The sequence below is a fragment of the Streptomyces sp. NPDC054866 genome, assembly GCF_053610745.1.
In genome coordinates, this window is the sequence record NZ_JBSGZA010000009.1 from 99,983 (window position 1) to 120,684 (window position 20,702).

General features: G+C 71.3%; 20 protein-coding genes. 10 read left to right on the top strand and 10 right to left on the bottom strand.

Annotated elements, in window-relative coordinates; all coding sequences use genetic code 11:
• Nucleotides 1–23: 23 nt before the first annotated feature.
• Nucleotides 24–1,592 carry an MFS transporter gene (locus ACWGI2_RS35200; RefSeq protein ID WP_453699908.1) on the bottom strand — a complete coding sequence of 523 codons (1,569 nt, stop codon included), beginning with the start codon at nucleotides 1,590–1,592 and terminating at the stop codon, nucleotides 24–26.
• A gap of 97 nt (nucleotides 1,593–1,689) precedes the next feature.
• On the opposite strand from ACWGI2_RS35200, the gene ACWGI2_RS35205 reads away from it, so the two are divergent.
• Nucleotides 1,690–2,274 carry a TetR/AcrR family transcriptional regulator gene (locus tag ACWGI2_RS35205; protein WP_453699910.1) on the top strand — a complete coding sequence of 195 codons (585 nt, stop codon included), beginning with the start codon at nucleotides 1,690–1,692 and terminating at the stop codon, nucleotides 2,272–2,274.
• A 59-nt stretch (nucleotides 2,275–2,333) separates the two neighbouring features.
• Here the strand turns inward: ACWGI2_RS35205 and ACWGI2_RS35210 are convergent, their stop codons facing one another.
• Nucleotides 2,334–2,714 (bottom strand): hypothetical protein, encoded by a 381-nt coding sequence (locus tag ACWGI2_RS35210; RefSeq protein WP_344522952.1) that lies wholly within the window; start codon nucleotides 2,712–2,714, stop codon nucleotides 2,334–2,336.
• Nucleotides 2,715–2,807: 93 nt separating this feature from the next.
• Entirely contained in the window at nucleotides 2,808–3,974 is a 1,167-nt protein-coding gene (locus tag ACWGI2_RS35215) for a PucR family transcriptional regulator (protein ID WP_453699911.1), read from the bottom strand.
• A 179-nt stretch (nucleotides 3,975–4,153) separates the two neighbouring features.
• Between ACWGI2_RS35215 and ACWGI2_RS35220 the strand changes: the two genes are divergently transcribed.
• Both ACWGI2_RS35220 and pruA read left to right on the top strand, forming a co-directional pair.
• Nucleotides 4,154–5,080, top strand: coding sequence for a proline dehydrogenase family protein (locus ACWGI2_RS35220; RefSeq protein ID WP_453398084.1), 927 nt, complete (start codon nucleotides 4,154–4,156; stop codon nucleotides 5,078–5,080).
• A gap of 40 nt (nucleotides 5,081–5,120) precedes the next feature.
• On the top strand, nucleotides 5,121–6,752 hold the full coding sequence (gene pruA / locus ACWGI2_RS35225; protein ID WP_453699913.1) for an L-glutamate gamma-semialdehyde dehydrogenase: 1,632 nt from the start codon (nucleotides 5,121–5,123) through the stop codon (nucleotides 6,750–6,752).
• An 84-nt stretch (nucleotides 6,753–6,836) separates the two neighbouring features.
• Here pruA and ACWGI2_RS35230 read toward each other — a convergent pair whose 3' ends face one another.
• On the bottom strand, nucleotides 6,837–7,718 hold the full coding sequence (locus ACWGI2_RS35230; protein WP_453699914.1) for an alpha/beta fold hydrolase: 882 nt from the start codon (nucleotides 7,716–7,718) through the stop codon (nucleotides 6,837–6,839).
• Nucleotides 7,719–7,832: 114 nt separating this feature from the next.
• Nucleotides 7,833–8,198 (bottom strand): MerR family transcriptional regulator, encoded by a 366-nt coding sequence (locus tag ACWGI2_RS35235; protein WP_453699915.1) that lies wholly within the window; start codon nucleotides 8,196–8,198, stop codon nucleotides 7,833–7,835.
• 74 nt (nucleotides 8,199–8,272) lie between these two features.
• Here ACWGI2_RS35235 and ACWGI2_RS35240 point away from each other — a divergent pair, with 74 nt between their 5' ends.
• Nucleotides 8,273–9,391, top strand: coding sequence for an alkene reductase (locus tag ACWGI2_RS35240; protein WP_453699916.1), 1,119 nt, complete (start codon nucleotides 8,273–8,275; stop codon nucleotides 9,389–9,391).
• Here the strand turns inward: ACWGI2_RS35240 and ACWGI2_RS35245 are convergent.
• The 4 genes from ACWGI2_RS35245 to ACWGI2_RS35260 all read right to left on the bottom strand — a co-directional run bounded on the left by ACWGI2_RS35245 (nucleotide 9,370) and on the right by ACWGI2_RS35260 (nucleotide 13,396).
• Entirely contained in the window at nucleotides 9,370–10,077 is a 708-nt protein-coding gene (locus ACWGI2_RS35245; protein WP_453699917.1) for a nitroreductase family protein, read from the bottom strand. The two genes, ACWGI2_RS35240 and ACWGI2_RS35245, sit on opposite strands and share 22 nt — an antisense overlap.
• A 19-nt stretch (nucleotides 10,078–10,096) precedes the next feature.
• Complete coding sequence (locus ACWGI2_RS35250) at nucleotides 10,097–11,362, bottom strand: lysophospholipid acyltransferase family protein (RefSeq protein WP_453699919.1); 1,266 nt, start codon at nucleotides 11,360–11,362, stop codon at nucleotides 10,097–10,099.
• Nucleotides 11,363–11,484: 122 nt separating this feature from the next.
• A complete protein-coding gene (locus ACWGI2_RS35255; RefSeq protein WP_453699920.1) occupies nucleotides 11,485–12,348 on the bottom strand; it encodes a phosphatidate cytidylyltransferase in 864 nt (287 codons plus the stop codon).
• Between the two features lie 451 nt (nucleotides 12,349–12,799).
• Nucleotides 12,800–13,396, bottom strand: a complete 597-nt coding sequence (locus tag ACWGI2_RS35260) for a CDP-alcohol phosphatidyltransferase family protein (RefSeq protein WP_453699922.1) — start codon at nucleotides 13,394–13,396, stop codon at nucleotides 12,800–12,802.
• Between the two features lie 52 nt (nucleotides 13,397–13,448).
• On the opposite strand from ACWGI2_RS35260, the gene ACWGI2_RS35265 reads away from it, so the two are divergent.
• The 4 genes from ACWGI2_RS35265 to ACWGI2_RS35280 all read left to right on the top strand — a co-directional run bounded on the left by ACWGI2_RS35265 (nucleotide 13,449) and on the right by ACWGI2_RS35280 (nucleotide 18,248).
• Nucleotides 13,449–14,000, top strand: coding sequence for a GNAT family N-acetyltransferase (locus ACWGI2_RS35265; RefSeq protein WP_453700117.1), 552 nt, complete (start codon nucleotides 13,449–13,451; stop codon nucleotides 13,998–14,000).
• Nucleotides 14,001–14,242: 242 nt separating this feature from the next.
• On the top strand, nucleotides 14,243–15,040 hold the full coding sequence (locus ACWGI2_RS35270) for an SDR family NAD(P)-dependent oxidoreductase (RefSeq protein WP_453700118.1): 798 nt from the start codon (nucleotides 14,243–14,245) through the stop codon (nucleotides 15,038–15,040).
• Between the two features lie 126 nt (nucleotides 15,041–15,166).
• Nucleotides 15,167–16,123: a PP2C family protein-serine/threonine phosphatase gene (locus ACWGI2_RS35275; RefSeq protein WP_453699923.1), complete on the top strand. Its 957-nt coding sequence runs from the start codon at nucleotides 15,167–15,169 to the stop codon at nucleotides 16,121–16,123.
• A 55-nt stretch (nucleotides 16,124–16,178) separates the two neighbouring features.
• Nucleotides 16,179–18,248: an ATP-binding protein gene (locus tag ACWGI2_RS35280; protein ID WP_453699925.1), complete on the top strand. Its 2,070-nt coding sequence runs from the start codon at nucleotides 16,179–16,181 to the stop codon at nucleotides 18,246–18,248.
• A 45-nt stretch (nucleotides 18,249–18,293) separates the two neighbouring features.
• On the opposite strand, the gene ACWGI2_RS35285 is transcribed toward ACWGI2_RS35280, so the two are convergent.
• Nucleotides 18,294–19,298 carry an NADP-dependent oxidoreductase gene (locus ACWGI2_RS35285; RefSeq protein ID WP_453699927.1) on the bottom strand — a complete coding sequence of 335 codons (1,005 nt, stop codon included), beginning with the start codon at nucleotides 19,296–19,298 and terminating at the stop codon, nucleotides 18,294–18,296.
• Between the two features lie 101 nt (nucleotides 19,299–19,399).
• On the opposite strand from ACWGI2_RS35285, the gene ACWGI2_RS35290 reads away from it, so the two are divergent.
• On the top strand, nucleotides 19,400–20,332 hold the full coding sequence (locus tag ACWGI2_RS35290) for a LysR family transcriptional regulator (protein WP_453699928.1): 933 nt from the start codon (nucleotides 19,400–19,402) through the stop codon (nucleotides 20,330–20,332).
• A 219-nt stretch (nucleotides 20,333–20,551) separates the two neighbouring features.
• Nucleotides 20,552–20,680, top strand: coding sequence for a hypothetical protein (locus ACWGI2_RS35295; RefSeq protein WP_272902839.1), 129 nt, complete (start codon nucleotides 20,552–20,554; stop codon nucleotides 20,678–20,680).
• Nucleotides 20,681–20,702 lie beyond the last annotated feature (22 nt).

Below are 20,702 nucleotides of genomic sequence, written 5' to 3' on the forward strand. Positions count from 1 at the left end.
CACCGGCTGCGCCGCGTTCGTCCTCAAACGCCGGACGGGCTGGAGACACTCTCCAGCTCCTCCGGCGTTTGCTGTGCGAGCTCGGACCGCCGCAGCGTCACCGCCGCAAGTACCGCCGACGCGACCAGCAGCGTCGCCCCCGCGAGCGCAGCGGCATGCATGCCGCTGGTGAATGCCTCCCGGGCGGCGGCGGTCAGCGCGGAAGCCGCCTTGTCCGGCATCTCCCGCGCCACCGCCAGCGCGCCGCCGAGTGTCTCGTGGGCCTCTGCCGGGGCCGCGTCCGGGATCCCGTCGCGGTAGACCGCGTTGCCGATGGAGCCGAGCAGCGCCATGCCGAGCGCGCCGCCGAACTCCTGGCCCGTCTCCAGGAGCGAGGATGCGGAGCCCGCCTTCTCCGCCGGGGCCGAACCGAGGGCGAGGTCGGTGAGTTGTGAGCCGACGACCACGGCGCCGCAGGCGAGGAGCCCGGCGGCGGTGAGCACCGTCCACATCGAGTCCGTGCCGGTCAGGGTCAGCAGGCCGTACCCGCAGGCCGAGATGACGAAGCCGGCCGAGACGACGTGCGCGCGGTTGATGCCCCGCTGCACCAGGGCCGTGGCGACCGGGGCGGCGAAGCCGATGAGTACGGAGGGGAGCAGCGCCCACAGCGCGGCCTCCAAGGCGCTCTTGCCGAGGACGGACTGCAGATACTGCGTGGTGAAGTAGGCCGAACCCATCATCGCCAGCGTGGAGATGAGGTTCAGGAGGACCGCGGGGGCGAAGCCCCGGCCGCGGAACAGCGCGGGGGAGATCAGCGGGGACTCCGTGGTGCGCTGGCGGTGGACGAAGAGGGCGGCGAAGACGAGACCGACGGCGAGCGAAGCCACGTACGTGGTCTCCAGGCCCTCGGCGGCTATCTCCTTGATGCCGTAGACGGCGGGCAGTACGGCGGCCATGGACAGCGGCACGCTCAGCAGGTCGAAGCGGCCCGGCGCCGGGTCCTTGAACTCCGGGATGAGGACCGGCGCGAGGACCAGGAGCATCACCATCGCGGGCAGGTTGACCAGGAAGACCGAGCCCCACCAGAAGTACTCGACGAGGATGCCGCTCATCACCGAGCCGAGGGCGATGCCCGCGACCATCACGCCGGACCAGACGCCGATCGCCTTCGCGCGCTGTCCGGCGTCGCGGAACATCGTGCGGACGAGGGCCATCGTGGACGGCATCAGGGTCGCCCCGCCGATGCCGAGGACCGCGCGGGCGGCGATGAGCAGCTCGGCGCTGTTGGCGTATGCGGCGGTCAGGGAGGCCGCGCCGAAGGCCGCCGCGCCGAACATGAGCAGCTTGCGGCGGCCGATGCGGTCGCCGAGCGACCCCATCGTCATGAGCAGTCCCGCGAGCACGAACGCGTAGATGTCGAAGATCCACAGCTGCTGGGTGCCGCTCGGCTCCAGGTCGGCACTGACCGCGGGGACCGCGAAGTAGAGGACGGAGACGTCCATCGAGACCAGGAGCAGCGGCAGCATCAGGACGGCGAGAGCGGTCCACTCCTTGCGGCCCGCGCGCTCCGGGACCGCCGAATTTCTTGCTTGTTCGTGCGTCGAGTTCGTCATGCCGAGGACTGTACGAGCGTCTTAAACGCTTGTCTAGTACGACTGTGTAAGACGTGTGTATGGGACGGTCGTATGGATCGGGAGTAGGCTGGCCCGCATGGGACACCGTGATGATCTGCTCGAAGGCGCCAAGCGCTGTCTGCTGGAGAAGGGCTTCATGAGCACGACGGCCCGCGACATCGTGAAGGAGTCGGGGACCAACCTGGCGTCGATCGGGTACCACTACGGCTCGAAGGACGCGCTGCTCGTGGAGGCGTTCGTCGCGCTCGTCGAGAAGGCGGGCGACGGCTTCGACGACGCTCCCGGCAAAGAGAGCGCCACGAAGGGCGGCTCGCTGGAGCGGTTCGAGGAGGTCTGGCAGAACGTCCTGCGCACGTTCCCCCAGTCCCGCTCCATCTGGATGCTGACCTTCGAGGTCATCACGCGGGGCGAGCGACTCGCCGGAGTCCGCGAGCTCCTGGTCAAGGCGCAGCGGGAAGGGCGCAGCGGGCTCGCGGCGGTGTTCACCGGAATCGAGGAGAGCGTCATTCCGGACGACGTGGTGGAGACGGAGGGCCGCTTCTATACGACGCTGCTCAACGGCCTGATGGTCCAGTGGCTCTTCGACCCGGATTCGGCGACCAGCGCCGAGCAGCTCACCGAGGGCATGAAGCGTGCGATGGGGCGGGCGTCGGAGGCCTGAAACGCCAGTGGTGCGGGCGGCGTCGCGCCACCCGCACCACCTGTGGAGATGCCTTCAGATCAGGCGCCGATGCCCCACTTGAGGCACGCCTCGGGGACGTAGCCCTTCACGTTCGTGCCGTTCGTGATGCCGTACTGCCACTTGGTGCTCGTCTTGCCGCAGAGGGTGTACTTCTGTCCCGTGATCGACTTGCCGTCGTTGCAGAGGAAGCCCTTCTTGCCCTTGTTCCACTGACCCTTGGCGGTGGCGTTCACCTTCGCGTGGGTGCGCACCTTCACGGTCTGCTTGGCGGGCACGTTCGTGAGGCCGTTGAGGCAGCTGGGAGCCGCGGCGGCGGACACCGGCGCGGAGGGCGTCTGCGCCACGGCGATGCCGCCGGTGAGGGTGGTGCCGACGAGGGCGGCAGCGGCGACGGCGGGTCCCAACAGCTTGAATTTCATCGGTTGTTCGTTCTCCCCTGTGGAGTTACGTGAGTGGTCGGGGGAGACGTTATCCCGTCATGATCACGCCAGCCGCCTTCTGTAGCCGTGCCCTTACAGTCGTGACGCTTTCAGGATCATGTGCAGCAGCAGCCGGTCCTCGCCGTCGTCCAGGTCGAGGCCCGTGAGCTGCTCCACGCGCGAGAGGCGGTAGTAGAGCGTCTGGCGGTGGATCCCCAACTCCGCGGCCGTGCGCCCCGCTTGGCCCGCGCAGTCGAGGAACACCTCCGCGGTGCGGGCGAGTTCGCGATGGGCGGGGGAGAGCAGGGCGCGAGCTGCCGGGTCCTCCGCCGCTTCCGGGGGCAGCGAGGTCAGGAGGCGGTAGGGGCCCACCTCCGACCACTGGGCCACGGGGGCGAAACGGGGTTCGGCGCGGGCCGCGCGGGCCGCCGTCGACGCCTCCCACCAGGCGGCGCCCAGCTCGTCCAGGCCGTGCCGGGGGTTCGCGATCCCCGCCGCGGCACCCTTCGCGGACTCCAGGAGCCGCGTGGCCGCCGACACCGCCGGGGTGGGTACGTCGGGCGAACGCAGCCGGACCAGGATCGCGAGGCTCTGGCCCGCCGTGCCCCACGGCACCGTGCACAGGGCGGTCGCCCCCTGCACCGTACGGACCGAGGGGGCGGAGTCGGGGTCGGCGGAGGGCCACGGGGCGAGGCAGACGACCGCGTGCAGGCCCTCGCCGCGCGGGCCCAGCGCCGTGCGCAGATCGGCCACGGCCATGTCCCGCTGCCAGCCGCGCTCGGCGGTCAGGACGGCCCGGAACTCCCGGGTCAGATCGGCGCCCGCCTGCACCTCGTCCGCGAGCAGCGCGCCGATGCGGGCCGCGACCTCCATGGCGGCGGTCAGCTGCGCCTCCGTGGGCCCGGGATCGTCGTCGAGCAGCCATACGTACCCCAGGGCGAACCCCCGATGCCGTACGGGAAGGCAGATCCGCCCGCGGTAGACGCCCGCCTCCGGAGTGGGCGGAATGCGGACCGGGGTCGTGGCGCGGGTGATCCCGAAGCTCTCGAACCAGGTGCGCACCCCGGCCGTGGAGCGGCGCGTGAGGATCGAGCGGGTGCGCACCGGGTCCAGGGCCGCCGCGTCGAAGTCGCTGTCGCCGCTGTCGTGCGCGCCGAAGGCGATCAGCTCGAAATCGCGGTTCTCCAGTGTCGCGGGCGCGCCGAGCAGGGCTGAGATCTCGTCGACCAGTTCCTGGTAATCGCCTTTCACGCTGTCCATTCTGACGTAGTTCGCCCCCGCCTTCAGACAGATGTCTGAGATCCAGGGCACGGATGCGTGACAGCTGTCGATGGCCCCGGATCGGAGGGATCCTTAAGTTTCACGGTGGTTCTCCGTGCCGTACCGGTTCGTTACGCATATCCAGGTACGGCCCCGTTCTACTCTCCGTGGAGGTGCCCGTGCTGGGTCCCGTGATCCTCGCCGCGTCGCGCAGCGACCAGATGCGCCGTTTCGTATCGGCGGCCCCGGGCACCAAGCAGGTCGTCGCCCGCTTCATCGCCGGTGAGACGGTCGACCAGGTCGTGCCGATCATCACGGACGCCGCCGACAAGGGCCTCGAGGTCACCCTCGACGTCGTCGGCGAGGACATCACCACGCCCGAGCAGGCCGCCGCCGCGCGCGACGCCTACCTGGAGCTCGTCGAGCGCCTCAAGGACCTGGGCCTCGGCACGAAGGCCGAGATGTCCATCAAGCTCTCCATGTTCGGCCAGGCGCTGGAGGGCGGCCACGAGCTCGCCCTCGCCAACGTCCGCCCGGTCGTCCGCGCCGCCGCCGCGATCGGCACCACGGTCACTCTGGACGCCGAGGACCACACCACCCTCGACTCGATGTTCGCCATCCACGAGGAGCTGCGGAAGGACTTCCCGCAGACCGGCTGCGTCATCCAGTCCTACCTCTTCCGCACCGAGGACGACGCCCGCCGCCTGGCCGCCGCCGGCAGCCGCGTACGCATCGTGAAGGGCGCCTACAAGGAGCCCGCCGAGGTCGCGTACCAGGACAAGGCGGAGATCGACAAGGCGTACGTCCGCATCATGCGCATCCTGATGGAGGGCGACGGGTACCCGATGATCGGGTCCCACGACCCGCGCCTGATCTCCATCGCGCAGGAGCTCGCGCGGCGTGCGGGGCGCAAACTGGATGAGTACGAGTTCCAGATGCTGTACGGCATCCGCAGCGACGAGCACCTGCGGCTCGCGGCCGAGGGCCACCGGATGCGCGTCTACACCGCCTACGGCACCGACTGGTACGGATACTTCATGCGCCGCCTCGCGGAGAAGCCGGCCAACCTGCTCTTCTTCGCCCGCTCCATCCTCACCAAGGGCTGAGCTCCCTTACCCCCGACCCCCCTTAAGGAGATAAGGACTCATGGACGCTGTGACCCAGGTCCCCGCGCCGGTCAACGAGCCGGTGCACGGCTACGCCCCCGGTTCCCCGGAGCGTGCCCGCCTCGAGACCAAGCTCAAGGAGCTCTCCGAGAACCCCATCGAGCTGCCGATGACCATCGGTGGCGTCAAGCGCCTCGGTGGCGGTGAGCCCTTCCAGGTCGTGCAGCCGCACAACCACAAGTCCGTCATCGGCACCGGCCGCGGCGCCACGCAGCAGGACGCCCAGGACGCGATCGACGCCGCGCTCGCCGCCGCCCCGGCGTGGCGCGCGATGGCCTTCGACGACCGCGCCGCGATCATCCTGCGCGCCGCCGAGCTGCTCTCCACGACGTGGCGCGAGACCATGGCCGCCTCCACGATGCTCGGCCAGTCGAAGACCGCCCAGCAGGCCGAGATCGACACTCCCTGTGAGCTGATCGACTTCTGGCGCTTCAACGTCAAGTACGCCCGTGACCTGCTCGCCGAGCAGCCCCCGGCGAACTCGACCGGCGTCTGGAACCGCCTGGACCACCGCCCGCTGGAGGGCTTCGTCTACGCGATCACGCCGTTCAACTTCACGGCGATCGCGGGCAACCTCCCCACCGCCCCGGCCCTCATGGGCAACGTGGTCGTGTGGAAGCCGTCCCCGACGCAGACCCACGCCGCCGTGCTGCTCATGCAGCTCCTGGAGGAGGCGGGCCTGCCCAAGGGCGTCATCAACCTGGTGACCGGTGACGGCAAGGCCGTCTCCGAGGTGGCCCTGACCCACCGCGACCTGGCGGGCATCCACTTCACCGGCTCGACCCCGACCTTCCAGCACCTGTGGAAGACGGTCGGCGAGAACATCGCCAACTACCGCACCTACCCGCGCCTGGTCGGCGAGACCGGCGGCAAGGACTTCGTCGTCGCGCACCCCAGCGCCGACCGCGCCGTCCTCAAGACGGCCCTGACCCGTGGCTCCTTCGAGTTCCAGGGCCAGAAGTGCTCCGCCTCGTCGCGTGCGTACGTCCCCGCCTCGATCTGGAACTCCGGCTTCAAGGAGGAGTTCGCGGCCGAGGTCGACGGCATCAAGATGGGCGACGTCACGGACCTCTCCAACTTCATCGGAGCGGTCATCGACGAGCGCGCGTTCGCCAAGAACAAGGCGGCCATCGACCGCGCCAAGGCGGACGACACCTGCACGATCGTCGCGGGCGGCACGTACGACGACTCGGTCGGCTACTTCGTCCGTCCGACCGTCGTCGAGTGCTCGGACCCGGCCAACGAGGTCTTCACGACCGAGTACTTCGGCCCGTTCCTGGCGATCCACGTCTACGAGGACGACAAGTACGAGGAGATGCTGACCCAGATGGAGTCGGCTTCGGACTACGCCCTGACGGGTTCGGTCATCTCGGGCGACCGCGCCGCGGCCGCGTACACGATGGAGAAGCTCCGCTACGCGGCGGGCAACTTCTACATCAACGACAAGTCGACCGGCGCCGTCGTCGGCCAGCAGCCCTTCGGCGGCGGCCGCGCGTCCGGCACCAACGACAAGGCGGGCGCCCCGCAGAACCTGCAGCGCTGGACGCTGACCCGCGCCATCAAGGAGACGCTGGTCCCGCCGACGGACTACAACTACCCGCACATGGGCTAGTCCCTCCGGGGCCTTCGTGCCCCTCCCTGAACCCCGCCTCCGACCTGGGCCCCACCCCGGTCGGAGGCGGTGTTGTTTCCCGGTTCAGGGCAGGCGCCGGGTCAGGAAGTCGTCGATGAGCCCGCCGATCTGCGCGGCGTGCGTCTCCAGGGCGAAGTGCCCGGCGGGCAGCAAGTGGACTTCGGCCTCCGGCAGATCACGCAGGAAGGCGAGCGCGCCCTGCGGCACGAAGATCTGGTCGTGGGCGCCCCAGGCCGCGAGCAGCGGGACCTGTGAGGTGCGGAAGTACTCCTGGAAGCCGGGGTACAGATCGATGTTGCTGCCGTAGTCGCCGATCAGGGAGAGCTGGATCCCGTCCTGGCCTTCGCGGGCCATCAGCGCGGCGTCGTGGTGCCAGGCGTCGGGGTTCAGCAGGCTCTGGTCAGGAACCCCGTGCGTGTACTGCCACTTGATGCCTTCCAGGGAGCGGATCTCCCGTACGGGCGCGGCGGTCTTCTCGTTCGGGTCGCCGATGTACGCGAAGACGGGCGCCCACGCCTCGGTGCCGAGGCCCTCCTCGTACGCGTTGCCGTTCTGCGTGACGATCGCGGTGACGCGCTCGGGGTGCGCGAGCGCGAGGCGCAGGCCGATGGGGGCGCCGTAGTCCTGGACGTAGAGCGCGAAGCGGGTCAGGCCCAGCTGCTCGGTGAACTCGGCGGTGATGTCGGCGAGTTCGGCGAAGGTGTACGTGAAGTCCTGTGCGGACGGGGCGGCGGAGCGGCCGAAGCCGATGTGGTCCGGGGCGATGACGCGGTAGCGGTGGGCGAGGCGCGGGATGAGGTCGCGGAACATGTGGGAGCTGCTGGGGAAGCCGTGCAGCAGGAGGAGGACCGGGGCGTCGGCGGGGCCCGCCTCGCGGTAGAAGATCTCGTGGCCGCGGACGGTGGTCGAGCGGTGGTGGGTGCGGGCCTGCGGCGAGTTGCTCATCTCTAACCCCTCAAGTGCATTTTGGTGGTTGCGATGAGGTGAGTAGAGCACGTGCATGCCTAACTGGTCAACGTGCGTTGAAGAGTTAGAGGGGTTAGGAAAGTCGGTGGGGGGTCAGCGGCTCGCGCCCGTCGCCGCCGTGATCACTTCGTTCAGGACCTCCCGCGCCCGCAGCAGGTCCGCCACCTGGCGGTCGATCCTGGCCCGCTCCTCGGTCAGCTCGTCCACCAGCCACGGCGTGGCCTTCTCCGACGGGCCGCCGTCCTTGTCCCGCATGCACGGCAGCAGCTGCACGATCTTCGCGCTGCACAGGCCCGCCGCGAACAGCTCCTGGATGTGGACGACCCGGTCGACCGCCGACTCCGGGTAGTCGCGGTGGCCGCCCGCCGTGCGGTCCGCGTGCAGCAGGCCCTGCTTCTCGTAGTAGCGCAGGGACCGCTCGCTCACAGCGGTACGCTTCGCCAGCTCGCCGATCCTCATGTCACGCGTACCTCCGCACTTGACGTACCTCCGGACTTGAATCTGACACCGGTGTCAGCTTCTACCGTTCCGGCATGACGAACACATCGCTTCTCGCACCGTATTCCGCACCCCGCATCGGCCACCTCCCCAACCGCATCGTCATGGCCCCCATGAGCCGCCACCGCGCCACCGACGACGGCACCCCGCTGCCCGTGGTCGCCGACCACTACGCCCAGCGCGCGAGCGCGGGCCTCATCGTCACCGAGGGGATCTGGCCCACGAGCAGCGGCCAGAGCGACTGGCGGATCCCGGGTCTGGAGACCCCGGCCCACATCGCGGGCTGGCGCGCGGTGACCGAGGCGGTGCACGACGCCGGTGGCCGGATCTACGCCCAGCTCATGCACGGCGGCCGCAAGGGCCACCCCTTGGCCCGGATCGACGGTGATCTGCCCGCGGGGCCGTCCGCCGTGCTCGTCCCGGGCCGTGTGCACGTGAGCGGCGGACGCAAGGCCGATCCGGTCGTTCCGCGCGCCATGACCCGCGAAGAGATCCACGCCGCGGTGCGCGACCACGCGACCGCGGCGCGCAACGCCATCGCCGCGGGCTTCGACGGAGTCGAACTGCACGGCGCCAACAGCTACTTGATCCACCAGTTCCTCGCCGACAACACCAACTTCCGCGACGACGAGTACGGCCGCAACTCGATCGCCGACCGCATCCGCTTCGCCGTCGAGGTCGTACGCGCCGTCGCCGACGCCATCGGTGCTCAGCGGCTCGGCCTGCGCCTCTCGCCGGGCAACCCGCAGTTCGAGATGGCGGAGGCGGACCCGGGCCCTGTCTACCGCGCCCTCCTGGACGAGCTCGACGGTCTCGGCCTCGCCTACCTCCACCTCACCGACAACGACAACTACCCGGCCCTCACCGACCTGCGCCCCCACTGGCACGGCACCCTCATCGCCAACGTCGGCGAGAACGGCGACCCGACGACGCGCGAGGCGGGTGAGGCGGTCCTCGCCGAGGGCCTGGCCGACCTCGTCTCGTACGGGCGGGCCTTCATCTCCAACCCCGACCTGCCGCAGAGGTTCGCGATGGGCGCGCCGCTCCAGGAGATCGACGCGGCGCACCTCTACACGCACGGGGCGGAGGGCTACACGGACTACCCGGCTCTCGACCGGGAGTTGGTGTCCGCTCAGACCTCCACGAGTACCTGATCCAGCGATTTCCGTACGAGGTCCGGGACTTGGCAGTCCGGTGCCGGATAACCGACGGGGATCACCGCGAACGCCTTCTCGTTCTCCGGGCGGCCGAGCACCTGCGAAAGGAACCGCATCGGGCTCGGTGTGTGGATCAGCGCGGCGAGGCCCGAAAGGTGCAGTGCGGACAGCAGCATCCCCACCGCGATGCCGACCGACTCGTCCACGTAGTAGTGCTTGTGCTTGGTGCCGTCCTCGCCGAGCCAGTACCGCTGCTGGAAGACGACGACGAGCGCGGGCGCGTCCGTCAGATGCGGCTTCACCTCGTCCGTGCCGAGCGGGCGCAGGGCCGCCAGCCACTCCTCGCCGAGGCGCCCGTCGTACGAGACGCGCTCCTCGTGCTCGGCGGCCTCACGGATGCGGCGGCGCACCTCCGGATCCTGGACGAGGACGAACGTCCACGGCTGCTGGTGCGCGCCGGACGGGGCGGTGGCCGCGCACGCGATGGCGTCGCGCACGACCTGCGGGGGCACGGGGTCGGGAGCGAACTGCCGTACCGTACGACGCCCCTGCATCCGCTCCCGCAACTCGGCGGCCTGCGCCAGGGATTGGGCCTCGGGCATGCGCTCGGGGCGGTAGGGAACGGAGCGGTAGGGCTCGCCGTGGATGGGGGTCCAGGGCCGTTCTGCGGTCTCGTCAGCCATGCTCACGAGTGTGCCCCGGTCAGCTCCATCCCGTCACGATCAATGAGAGCCCGATCGTGAATCCGCCACCCAGGAGGGCCAGATACAGCCCGTAGAACCGCCGGAGTCTGTGCACGAGGAATCCGAAGGCCCCGAAGGCGAGGCCCACCGTGAGGGTGCGGGAGCCGCGGGAGAGCGCCGAGTGGGCCAGCCAGTCCCGCGGCGCGATGTCGGCGAGGCCCGCCTCGCGTGCGTACACCTTGAAGGGGATGCCGTTCCAGGGCTGGTGGCGTACGGCCGCCGCGCCTTCGGTGGCGAGTTCGGCGCGTACCTCGGCTCGCATCCGGTCGGTGGTCAGCGGGTGCGGCAACTGCACGCCGGAAGCGGCCAGTTGGAGGGCCAGGAGGCCGCCTGCCAGGCTGCCCGCGAGCGCCGTGAGGGACAGCTTCAGGGTCCGGCGCGGCAGCGCCACGCAGGCGATCCCCAGGAACAGCTCCGGCATGAGGGGCCAGCTCAGCGCCTCCGCGAAGGCCCAGAGGAAGCCTGCCGCGAGGCCCCAGCGGGAGCCGATGACAGTGGCGGTCCGCCTGCGCGTGACGGAGTCCTTGAGAGGCTCTCGCGCCGTACGCCGATGAAGTTCCGCCACCGCGTCCCGTGCCGCCTCCGGGGTGGTGTCCGGGGGCAGCGGGGCTCCGATGCGGACCCGCACCAGGGTGGGGCGGAGCTTGCCGTGCTTGGGCAGGAGGCGGGCGGTGCCGTCGATGGAGACCGGCACGATGGGTACGTCCGCCTGCCGGGCGAGGATCAGGGCGCCTTTGTGGAAGGTGCCCAGTTCTCCGTCCTTGGCGCGGGTGCCCTCCGGGAAGAGGACCACGGCCGCGCCCGCGCGCAGGGCGTCCGCCCGGGACAGCAGGTCGTCCATGCCGCCTCCGGTACGGCGCACGGGGAACCCCGCGGCGAGGCGGCTGCAGATCCGCTTCCGCCAGGGGGAGGCGAACCAGTAGTCGGCGGCGGCGCCTATCGCGGGCGCGTGGCGGGCGTCCAGCGCCGCGAGGAGGGCGGCGGTGTCCGCGTGGGACGAGTGGTTGGCCACGACCACGCAGCCACCGGGCGGGAGTTGACCGCGCCGCTCGACACCTCCGGTGAGGGTGAGCAGGGTCCACCAGAGGGCACGGCGCAGGGCTGCGCCCGGCTTCGGCCGCCGTCTGTCACCGGCTCCGCCGAGTTCGTCCTCAAACGCCGGACGGGCTGAATACTCCGCCGGCCCGGTCTGACTCCTCCGCCCGGCACCGACGTAATTCAGCATCCGACCAGGAGATTTCGGCTCAGCCTGCGTTTGGCCGGTGGGGTCTGGGGCGGAGCCCCGCTGGGGGAAGACCCGCCGCAGGTTGCGGCAGAGCCAGGCCGAACGAGTCCTCGTACGCACCCTCACAGCGTCACCACCATCGTCAGCAACAGCGCGACCAACAACGAATCGATCCGGTCGAGCAGACCACCGAACCCCGGCAGCCAGCTCCCCGCGTCCTTCACACCCGCCTCGCGCTTGACCATCGACTCCAGGAGATCCCCGAGTACGCAGCCGACGAGTACCGCGGCCCACAGCACCAGGGAGAACGCGCCGACCGCGGCCAGCGCGGCGGCGGTCGCGGCGGTGGCGCCCATGACTCCCGCCCAGGTTTTGTTGGGGGAGAGGGGAGACAGCGGCCGGGCGAGAAGCCCCCTGCGGCCGAGCGCCGTGCCCCCGCACCAAGCCCCCACGTCCCCGAACGCCACCGCGACGCCCACCGCGACGGCGGTGTCGCCGAGCAGCACGAGCCCGCTCAGCGAGACGGGAATCCAGAGCAGCCCGAACACGGTCCGGCTCGCCCGAGTGAAGCCCTGCGCGGAGTCCCCGGAGAAGAGGGCCACCCCGGCGGCGGCAACGAGCAGCACGCCGGCCGCCCGCAGATCAAGGGCACCGGGCGCGGCCCAGGCGATGCCAGGCACCGCCACAGCGGACACCGCGAGCACGGCCCGCTCTCCCCGGGGCAACCCCGCCATCCGCGCGTACTCACCCACGGCGACCACTCCGAGCCCGGCCGCGAGCGCGAACGCCCCCGCCCGGCCAAGGAAGAACGCCCCGAGAAAGAGCGGCGCGGCCAGCGCCCAGGTCCGCCACCGCTTACGCAGCTCACCCCGCATCCGCACCCGAGAGGGCAACGCGACGACAGCCACGCCACCAACACCGAGCACTCCGGCGACCACGGGCAGGGCGCGCCCGGCGACTTCCCCGGCGATGAAAGCGGCGCTCATCGTCGGCTCCTAAGGGGAGCCGAAGCGGTGGCGGGTTTCGGCCGCAGGTGTGCGGTGGCCAGGGCCGCCGTCGGGGCTGATCCCGCGCCGAGCGCTCCGGCGACCACGGGCACGGCCCGCTCGGCGCCTTCCCCGGCGCCCATCGTCGGCTCCCTCGGGGGAGCGGCAGCCGTGGGTGGTTCCGGCTGGGGGTGTGCGAGGGGCAGCCTCGCCATCGGGGTCAGTCCCGCGCCGAGCGCTCCGGCGACCGGGGGCACAGCTCGCCCCGCGGCTTCCCCGGCGATGAAAGCGGCGCTCATCGTCGGCTCCCCCAGGGGAGCCGAAGCGGTGGCGGGTTTCGGTCGCAGGTGTGCGGTGGCCAGGTCCGCCGTCGGGGCCGATCCCGCGCCGAGCACCCCGCCAACGACCGGCAGGGCGCGCCCCGCGACCTCCCCGGTGACGACCGCGGCGCTCATCGCTCGCCCTCCAGCTGAGCCAGGCCCAACTCCCGCCACAGCCCCGCGAGTCGAAGCCCCGCCGTCAGCACCGAACCCGCGGTGATCACCACGAGCACCGGCACGGCCCACCCGGTAGCCGCCGCCAGGACCACCAGGGCGCAGCGCTCCGTCTTGCCGATCGGGCCCCCGTTCAGGCGGGGCGCGCCCGCTGCTGTGCCCGCGAGTGATACCCAGGAAGGGAGCGTCGCCGCGAGGCCCGCCGTTGTCACCAGCCATAGGGGGGCCAACGTCAGGAAGCCCGCCAGCATGGCCAGGTCTGCCGCCCGGTCACCCAGTTCGTTCAGGAGCGCGCCGCGGCGCGTCGTGCGGCCCGTGTCGCGGGCCAGCGCGCCGTCGAGGTTCGCGAACGCGAGCCGTGCCGCGAGCAGCACGGCCACCGGCAGCGCCGCGATCGGCACCGGCAGCCACGCGAGTGCCGCCGCCGCGCCCGCCGCGCAGAGCACACCCGCCACGGTGAGGGTGTCGGGCGACACCTCGCGGCGGGCGAGCGCGCCGCGTACGCCGGACAACCGGTCCGCGTACCAGGGCTTGAGAGCGTAAAGGCCGTTCATGGCACCGACTCTGCCGCCGCCCGGCCCCCGGCAAATCGGCGTGCGTACTCAGATGTGGCCTGAGTACGGTGGGGGCGTGACCACGTTGCGTACGGCCCATACCTGCGATCTCGACCCCACCGAACTCCGCGCCGCCCGCGCCCTGATGGACGAGGCGTTCGACGGGGACTTCAGTGACGCGGACTGGGATCACGGACTCGGTGGCGTCCACGCCCTCGTGTGCGACGACTCCGGGCTCCTCCTCGCGCACGGGTCGGTGGTCCAGCGCCGGATCCTGCACAACGGCCGTTCGCTGCGCGTCGGTTACGTCGAAGCGGTCGCCGTCCGCCCCGACCGGCAGCGGACCGGCCTCGGCGGGCAGGTGATGGGCGCCCTGGAGCGGGTGATCGACCGGGCGTACGCCCTGGGTGCGCTGTCGGCCTCCGACGAGGGACAGCGGCTCTACCTCTCGCGCGGCTGGCAGGAGTGGAAGGGCACGGTCGCCGTCCTCGGCCCGGAGGGCGTTGCCCCGCTGCCGGATGAGGAAGCGCCGCTGCTGTGGGGCGCGGATCTGGACCCCTCATATGAGCTGCTCTTCGACTGGCGCGACGGCGACATTCTGTGACGCCGCAGTCCTCGGCGGGCGGTTGCGGGGGCTCCACCTCCGCTGCCGCCGCCGGGGACGGCCGACGGTAAACGGCCGCACTTTACCAACTCTCCGCCACCTCGCGGGAGTTGCCGTCGCGATGACCGCCGGGGAGACCTGACGACTCCTATCGTGCGACCCACGTCACGCGACCCGCCCGGCAGGGCGGACGCGCGCGGCGCCGTCGCAGCAGTCGCCCGCAGGAGGAGACCCCCGTGAACATGTACGACTTGAAGGGGCGCAAGGCCCTGGTGACCGGGGGAGCGCAGGGGCTCGGCGCGGGGATGGCCGAGGCTCTCGTCCGAGCCGGCGCCGCGGTCGCCGTCGCCGACATTCAGGAGGGCGTGGGCCGGGCCACCGCCGACGCGCTGAAGAAGGCGGGCGGCACCGCGGCGTTCGTCCCGCTCGACGTGACCGACGACGCGGGCTGGGAGTCGGCCGTCACCCGTGCCGTGGACGAGCTCGGCGGTCTGGACATCGTCGTCAACAACGCCGGTGTCGAGATCTCCGGCCTGGTCGTCGACCTCGACCCGCGGGACATCCGCAGGATGCTGGACGTGAACGTGCTCGGCGTCGCGCTCGGCACCAAGCACGCCTTCCGCGCGATGCGCCCCGGCGGCCCGGCAGGGCGGGGCGGCGCGGTCGTCAACGTGTCGTCGGTGGCCGCGACGATCCCTTTCCCGGGCATCGCGGGCTACGCGGCGACGAAGTCCGCGGTCGACCGGCTGACCCGGGTGGCCACCCTGGAGTCCGGCAAGCTCGGCTACGGCGTACGCGTCAACTGCGTCTACCCGGGGCTCGTTCCCACCGCGATGGGGGCCCGCCTCGCCCAGGACATGGAGACCCTGGGGCTCTGGCCCAGTGCGGAGGCAGCCGTCGGGGACGTCATCGGCCTGACCCCGCTCGGGCGGCTCGGCGAGGTCGCCGACGTGGCCGACGCCGTGGTCTTCCTCGCGTCCGACGCCGCCCGATTCATCACCGGGGCGGGACTTCCGGTCGACGGCGGAATGGGCATGTGACCGAATTCCGGTCCGAGGGAAGCGCGGGAGTTCGACGTAATTCGAATATGCCAAAGGCTCGTGTGCCGTGCCGTCGCGTGCCCTAAAATCCCTGGGACGCCTCCGGTGAACAGAGCTGGCACAGCCATGAAGATTCCTTCGGAAAATGTTCGGGTCCTTGTGGTGTGCCTGGGCGCCACGGTCATGTCCCTCGGTTTCGCCTGGAAATTCGCCGGCGATTCCCCCGGTACTCCCTGCCTGGCGCCGCCGTTCATTGTGGTCGGTCTCGCCACCGTGGTCCTCCACCGCCAGGCCCGCGCCATCTGCGCGCTGCGGACGGTGGCGCGGACCCTCCAGGAAGGCGTGCTGAGGCCGCTGCCGAGCCGGGTCGGCGGGCTGCGCACGGAGGTCAGATATGTCGCGGCGGAGCCCGGGGCCCAGATCGGCGGGGACATCTACGACGTCGTGAGCACGCCCTTCGGCGTACGGATGATCATGGGCGACGTCATGGGCAAGGGGATGGCGGCGGTCGGTACTGCCATGGACGCCCTCGGCGCCTTCCGCGAACTGGCCCAGTGCGAGGCCAGGTTGCCCATGGTCGCCCAGCGGATGGACGCGGCCCTCGCGCACCGGGAGAGCAGTGAGGACTTCGTCACCGCGCTGCTGCTCGGCCTGACCGACGGCGAGGGCAGCATGGAGATGGTCTGCTGCGGGCACCCGCCGCCGCTGCTGATCCGCGCGCGCCGCGCCACGTTCGTGGACGCCCTGCCGCCCTCGCCCCCGCTCGGTCTGTTCGGGCTGCAGGACGAGTGGTGCCGGGCCAGCTCGGTGCTGCTCGCCGGGGGCGACCGGCTGCTGCTCTACACCGACGGGGTCACCGAGGCGCGCGACCCGGCGGACGAGTTCTATCCGCTGGCGGAACGGGCGGTGGATTTCTACGACGAGGACCCGGCGATATTCCTCGACGCGCTCGCCGCCGACCTGGCGCGGCACACCAAGGGCCGGCAGATGGACGATGCCGCTCTCTTGCTGGTTGATTTCGGAGATATTCGAGCACATTCCGAACAAGCGCATTCAGGAAGTACGCGGTCGCTCCGTATCTGATGTCGACCAGATCAGGTCCGGCGCAATCCGCGCTTCCCGGGAAGAAGAGGTGACCGTGGCCGGCAACCTGCCTGCGGAACACACCCCTTTCGTCGGCCGCCGCCGCGAACTCACCCTGCTGCGACAGCTCTGCACACGCTCCCGGACGGTGACCGTGACCGGGCTCGGCGGGGTCGGCAAGACGCGCACCGCGCTGCGCGCCGCCGCCGACGTCGCGGACGAGTTCCGCGACGGAGTCTGGTTCGTCGGGCTCTCCGGCCTCCAGGACGGCGAGCTCCTCGTGCACGCGGTCGCCACAGCTCTGCGCGTCACCGACCACACGGCCAGACCCCAGCGCGAGGTCCTGGCCGAACACCTCGCCGACAAGCACCTGCTGCTCATCCTCGACACCTGCGAACACCTCGTCGACGCCTGCGCGGAACTGACCACGACACTGCTGTACGCGGCCCCCGGACTGCACATCCTGGCCACCAGCAGGCAGCCCATCGGCATCCTGGGCGAACAGGTCTTCGCCGTCGAGCCGATGTCCGTCACGGCCGACGCGGTGCAGCTCTTCGCACAGCGCGCCCGCTCCGTGCGCCCCGACTTCGCGCTCACCGCAGGGAACAGGCCCATGGTGGAGCGCATCTGCGCCCGCCTCGACGGCATCCCCCTGGCCATCGAACTCGCCGCCGGGCGGCTCGGCGACGAACGGCTCGGCGACGAACGGCTCGGCGACCTCCCCGGCCGCCTCGACGACCGCTTCCAGCTGCGCGCCGATGGGCCGGGTCACACCACCCGGCACAGCACGCTGCGGACGACGATCGGCTGGAGCCACGAACTCTGCCCGCCCGCCGAGCGGTTGCTCTGGGCCCGCCTGTCCGTCTTCGCCGGCAGCTTCTCGCAGGAGGCCGCCGAGGAGGTGTGCTCCGACGAAACCCTGGAGCGGACCGGCATCGGGCGCCTGCTGGCCGGGCTCGTCGCCAAGTCCCTGCTCGTCCGGGAAGAGGGCGCCCACGGCGTGCGCTTCCGGCAGCTCGACACCGTGCGCGCGTACGGCGTCGAGTGGCTGCGGCGGCTCGGCGAGGAACTGCCCGGGCGGGTTCGCCACCTCGCCTGGTGCCAGGGCTTCGCCGAGCGGGGCGAGGCCAACTGGTTCGGGCCCGGCCAGGCCGCGGTCTTCCACGCCACCCGGCGCGAGCACACACAGCTCGTCGCCGCGCTCGACTTCGCCCTGTCCACGCCCGGCCAGGGGACGGCCGGCGCGCGGCTCGCGGGCACGCTCTGGTTCTACTGGGTCGGATGCGGACTCCTCGGCGACGGCCGCTACTGGCTCGACCGTGCGCTCGCCGCGGCGGGCGGACTCAGCCGCGCACGGCTCAAGGCGCTCTGGGTGGGCGGCTATGTCGCCATCCTCCAGGGTGACGCGCGGGCCGCCGCGGCCATGCTCGACGGCTGCCGCTCCGGAGCGCTGCGCGGCGACGACGACACCGCGTACGCGTACTCCACCCACCGCCTGGGCTGCGCCGCGTTGATGCGGGACGAACACGCCATGGCGGAGCGGTACTTCAGGGCGGCCCTGACCTGCTACGCCGAGCTCGGCGAACTCAACAGCAACGTCATGATGGCCCGCGTCGAACTGGCCATGGCGCTCGCGTTCCAGGGCGACCTGCAAACGGCCGTCGGCCTCTGCGAGGAGGCCCGTGCCACTTGCGAGGAGCACGGCGAGCGCTGGGCCAAGGCGTACGCCCTCTACGTGCTCGCCTTCGCCGCCTGGGCCGAGGGCCGGGGCGACGAGGCGGCCCGCCTTGCCAGGGAGTGCCTCCGGATCAACCATGAGTTCGGCGACCTCGTCGGCGTCGTGCTGCCCCTGGAGGTCATCGCCCTGCTCCGGGCCTCCCTCGGCCACTGCGACCAGGCCGCCGTCCTGCACGGCGCGGCACACCGGATCTGGCAGCGGGTCGGCCTGCCCCTCTTCGGCTCCACGTACTTCAACGCACCGCACGCCACGGCCGTCGGCCTCGCCCGCGAGGGCCTCGGCGACCAGGGCTACGAGGCGGCGTTCGCGCGCGGCACGCACCTGACCCTGGACGACGTGGTCACCGCCGTCCTGCACGGCGCGCACGAGCCGTTGCGGACCCGCTGATGCGGTCCCGCTGACCATGGTTCGTCCGGGCGCCGGCCCCGGCCGTCACACCGCCGCTCCCTTCGCGCGGACGATGATCTTGCCCCGGTTCTCGCCGCGCAGCATCCCTAGGAACGCGTCCACGATGGAGCCGAAGCCCTCGACCACGGTCTCGTCGAGCCCGATGCGCCCGCTCTGCAGATGCGGCACCACGAACTCGTTCAACTCCTCCTGTACTTCACGGTAGTTGCTGACCAGGAAGCCCTCCATGCGCAGGCTCTTCTCGACGACGTCGGGGAGGTTGCGCAGGGCGTACGGCGTGTCGGTGCTGTTCTTCTGGGCCATCGTGCCGATGCGTACGATCCGCCCGTACTCGCGCAGCGAGGAGATCGCGGCTTCGAGGTGCTCGCCGCCGACGTTGTCCATGTAGAGGTCGATGCCGCCCGGCGCCGCCTTAGCGAGCAGCTCGGCAGTCGGGCCCGTGTGGTAGTCGAAGGCTTCGTCGTAGCCGACGTGTTCCGTCAGATACGCCGCCTTCGCCGCTGTGCCCGCGCTGCCGATGAGCCGCCCCGCGCCCATCAGCCGGGCGAGCCGCCCGGTGGCCGTGCCCACGCCGCCGGCCGCCGCGGAGACGAACAGGTCCTGCCCTTCGCGGAGTTCGGCGATGCGGGTGAGGCCGACGTAGGCGGTGAGGCCCGTGCCGCCGAGGATGCTCAGGTGCGCGGAGAGGGGTACGCCGTCGAAGCGGGGGACGGCGCGTGCCTCGTCGGGGGTGACGACGGCGTGGGTGCGCCAGCCCTGCCGGTGGAAGACGATGTCGCCCTCGCGCAGCGCCGGGTCGCGGGACTCGGTGACGCGGCCGAGGGTGCGGCCCTCCAGGGGTGCGTTCAGCGCGAAGTCCCCGTCCATCATTTCGCGGTGGTAGGGGTCCACCGACCAGTACAGGTTCTCCACCAGGGCGGTGCCCGGCGCGGGTTCGGGCAGCGCGGACTCGACGGAGGCGAAGTGATCGGGGGTGGGGAAGCCGTGGGGGCGGGCGGTCTGGTGCACGGTGAGCGCTGTCTCGGTCATGGCGGTGACCGTACGGAGGAATGCGGGGGCCGGGGAGAGGGTTGCGCTCATGGAACGGCCCGAACCATGAAGAGCCCTCATAGAAGCAGGTGGGACCCCTGATGGACACAGTCGCGAGGACCGCGGCCGGAACGGCGCACGCGACCGCAGCCGCCACCGCTTCCGCCGCCACCGACCTCGCCCCCCACGAGCTCCGCATCCTCGTCGCCGTCGACCGCGAGCGCGGGTTCTCGGCGGCGGCCAAGGCGCTCGGCCTCACGCAGTCCGCGGTCTCGCACTCCATACGCGGGACGGAGCGCAAAGTCGGAGCGGTGCTCTTCGAGCGGGGCCGGAAGGGCGCGACGCCGACCCCGGCCGGTGCCGCCGCTGCCGCCCACGCCCGGCGCGTCCTGCGGCTCCTCGACACCCTGGCCGCCGAGGCCCGCGGCGCCGAGCGGGGCACGGTCACGGGACCGCTGCGCATCGCCGCCTTCCGCAGTGTGGCCCTGCATCTGCTGCCGCCGGTCCTGGAGCGCCTGACCGCCCGCCACCCCGGCATCGAACCGGAGGTGCGCGTGGTCCGCGAGCTGGGCGCGGGCACCGCGGGCGAGGTCGCCGAGGGGCGCGCGGACGTGGGCATCGCGACGATCGGGGCGACCTCGCCCCTGCCCGCCGGGCTCATCGGCGACGTACTCATCGAGGAGCCCTACTCGCTGGTGCACCCGGCAGGGCATCCCGACCCGCGCTCCCTGCCGCTGGTGGACTGGCACGAGAACTGCGGCTCCTACACCCGGGCGTGGTGGGCCGGGCAGGACTGGATCCCGAAGGCGACCGTCCTCACCGAGGACGACGGAGCGGTGCTCTCGATGGTGAGCAGGGGGCTCGGAATGGCGATCATGCCCGCGCTCTCCCTGAACGGAGCACCGCACGGAATCGAGATCACTGATCTCGGTCCGGAGCGCCCGTCACGTTCCGTGGGCTACGTCACCACCCCTGAGCTGGCCGCCACGGTCGCCGTCCGCGCCCTGATCCGCGAGCTCAGAGCGGCCAAATGAGGCGCCGGGAGTGAAGCCCGTCTCAGATAGTAGGAAGTCCGAGTAATTGTGGAGACAGACGCTCCGTCCTCGCTTAGCTTTGTAGAAGCCGAACGTCTCGCTCGATCAAGCGAATGGCGGTCGTGAGCCGGAGCCCCTCGCAGGCAACCCCTGTGGCTCCCACGCTCCCCGCCCCTCCGGCGTCTCGTAATCACCGTTCCCTCAAGGAGTGGATCTCCCATGGCCGAGACGACCGCACGCCGAGTCCGACACGCCTCCCGTACGACCGATTCCGAGCGCAAGAACGCCGCGGCGGCCCTGCAGCGCGCGCTCGACCGCAGGGACAACGGCGGCGCGACGGGTCACTGACCCGCACCCGCCGCCCCTGAGT

Coding starts and splice junctions, on each gene's coding strand:
- ACWGI2_RS35245 (WP_453699917.1), bottom strand. CDS start 10,077: ATGGCTGACGAGACCGCAGAACGGCCCTGGACCCCCATCCACGGCGAG.
- ACWGI2_RS35275 (WP_453699923.1), top strand. CDS start 15,167: ATGAAGATTCCTTCGGAAAATGTTCGGGTCCTTGTGGTGTGCCTGGGC.
- ACWGI2_RS35235 (WP_453699915.1), bottom strand. CDS start 8,198: ATGAGGATCGGCGAGCTGGCGAAGCGTACCGCTGTGAGCGAGCGGTCC.
- ACWGI2_RS35295 (WP_272902839.1), top strand. CDS start 20,552: ATGGCCGAGACGACCGCACGCCGAGTCCGACACGCCTCCCGTACGACC.
- ACWGI2_RS35265 (WP_453700117.1), top strand. CDS start 13,449: ATGTGGCCTGAGTACGGTGGGGGCGTGACCACGTTGCGTACGGCCCAT.
- ACWGI2_RS35250 (WP_453699919.1), bottom strand. CDS start 11,362: ATGCTGAATTACGTCGGTGCCGGGCGGAGGAGTCAGACCGGGCCGGCG.
- pruA (WP_453699913.1), top strand. CDS start 5,121: ATGGACGCTGTGACCCAGGTCCCCGCGCCGGTCAACGAGCCGGTGCAC.
- ACWGI2_RS35270 (WP_453700118.1), top strand. CDS start 14,243: ATGTACGACTTGAAGGGGCGCAAGGCCCTGGTGACCGGGGGAGCGCAG.
- ACWGI2_RS35240 (WP_453699916.1), top strand. CDS start 8,273: ATGACGAACACATCGCTTCTCGCACCGTATTCCGCACCCCGCATCGGC.
- ACWGI2_RS35290 (WP_453699928.1), top strand. CDS start 19,400: ATGGACACAGTCGCGAGGACCGCGGCCGGAACGGCGCACGCGACCGCA.
- ACWGI2_RS35260 (WP_453699922.1), bottom strand. CDS start 13,396: ATGAACGGCCTTTACGCTCTCAAGCCCTGGTACGCGGACCGGTTGTCC.
- ACWGI2_RS35285 (WP_453699927.1), bottom strand. CDS start 19,298: ATGACCGAGACAGCGCTCACCGTGCACCAGACCGCCCGCCCCCACGGC.
- ACWGI2_RS35205 (WP_453699910.1), top strand. CDS start 1,690: ATGGGACACCGTGATGATCTGCTCGAAGGCGCCAAGCGCTGTCTGCTG.
- ACWGI2_RS35215 (WP_453699911.1), bottom strand. CDS start 3,974: ATGGACAGCGTGAAAGGCGATTACCAGGAACTGGTCGACGAGATCTCA.
- ACWGI2_RS35255 (WP_453699920.1), bottom strand. CDS start 12,348: ATGAGCGCCGCTTTCATCGCCGGGGAAGTCGCCGGGCGCGCCCTGCCC.
- ACWGI2_RS35210 (WP_344522952.1), bottom strand. CDS start 2,714: ATGAAATTCAAGCTGTTGGGACCCGCCGTCGCCGCTGCCGCCCTCGTC.
- ACWGI2_RS35200 (WP_453699908.1), bottom strand. CDS start 1,592: ATGACGAACTCGACGCACGAACAAGCAAGAAATTCGGCGGTCCCGGAG.
- ACWGI2_RS35230 (WP_453699914.1), bottom strand. CDS start 7,718: ATGAGCAACTCGCCGCAGGCCCGCACCCACCACCGCTCGACCACCGTC.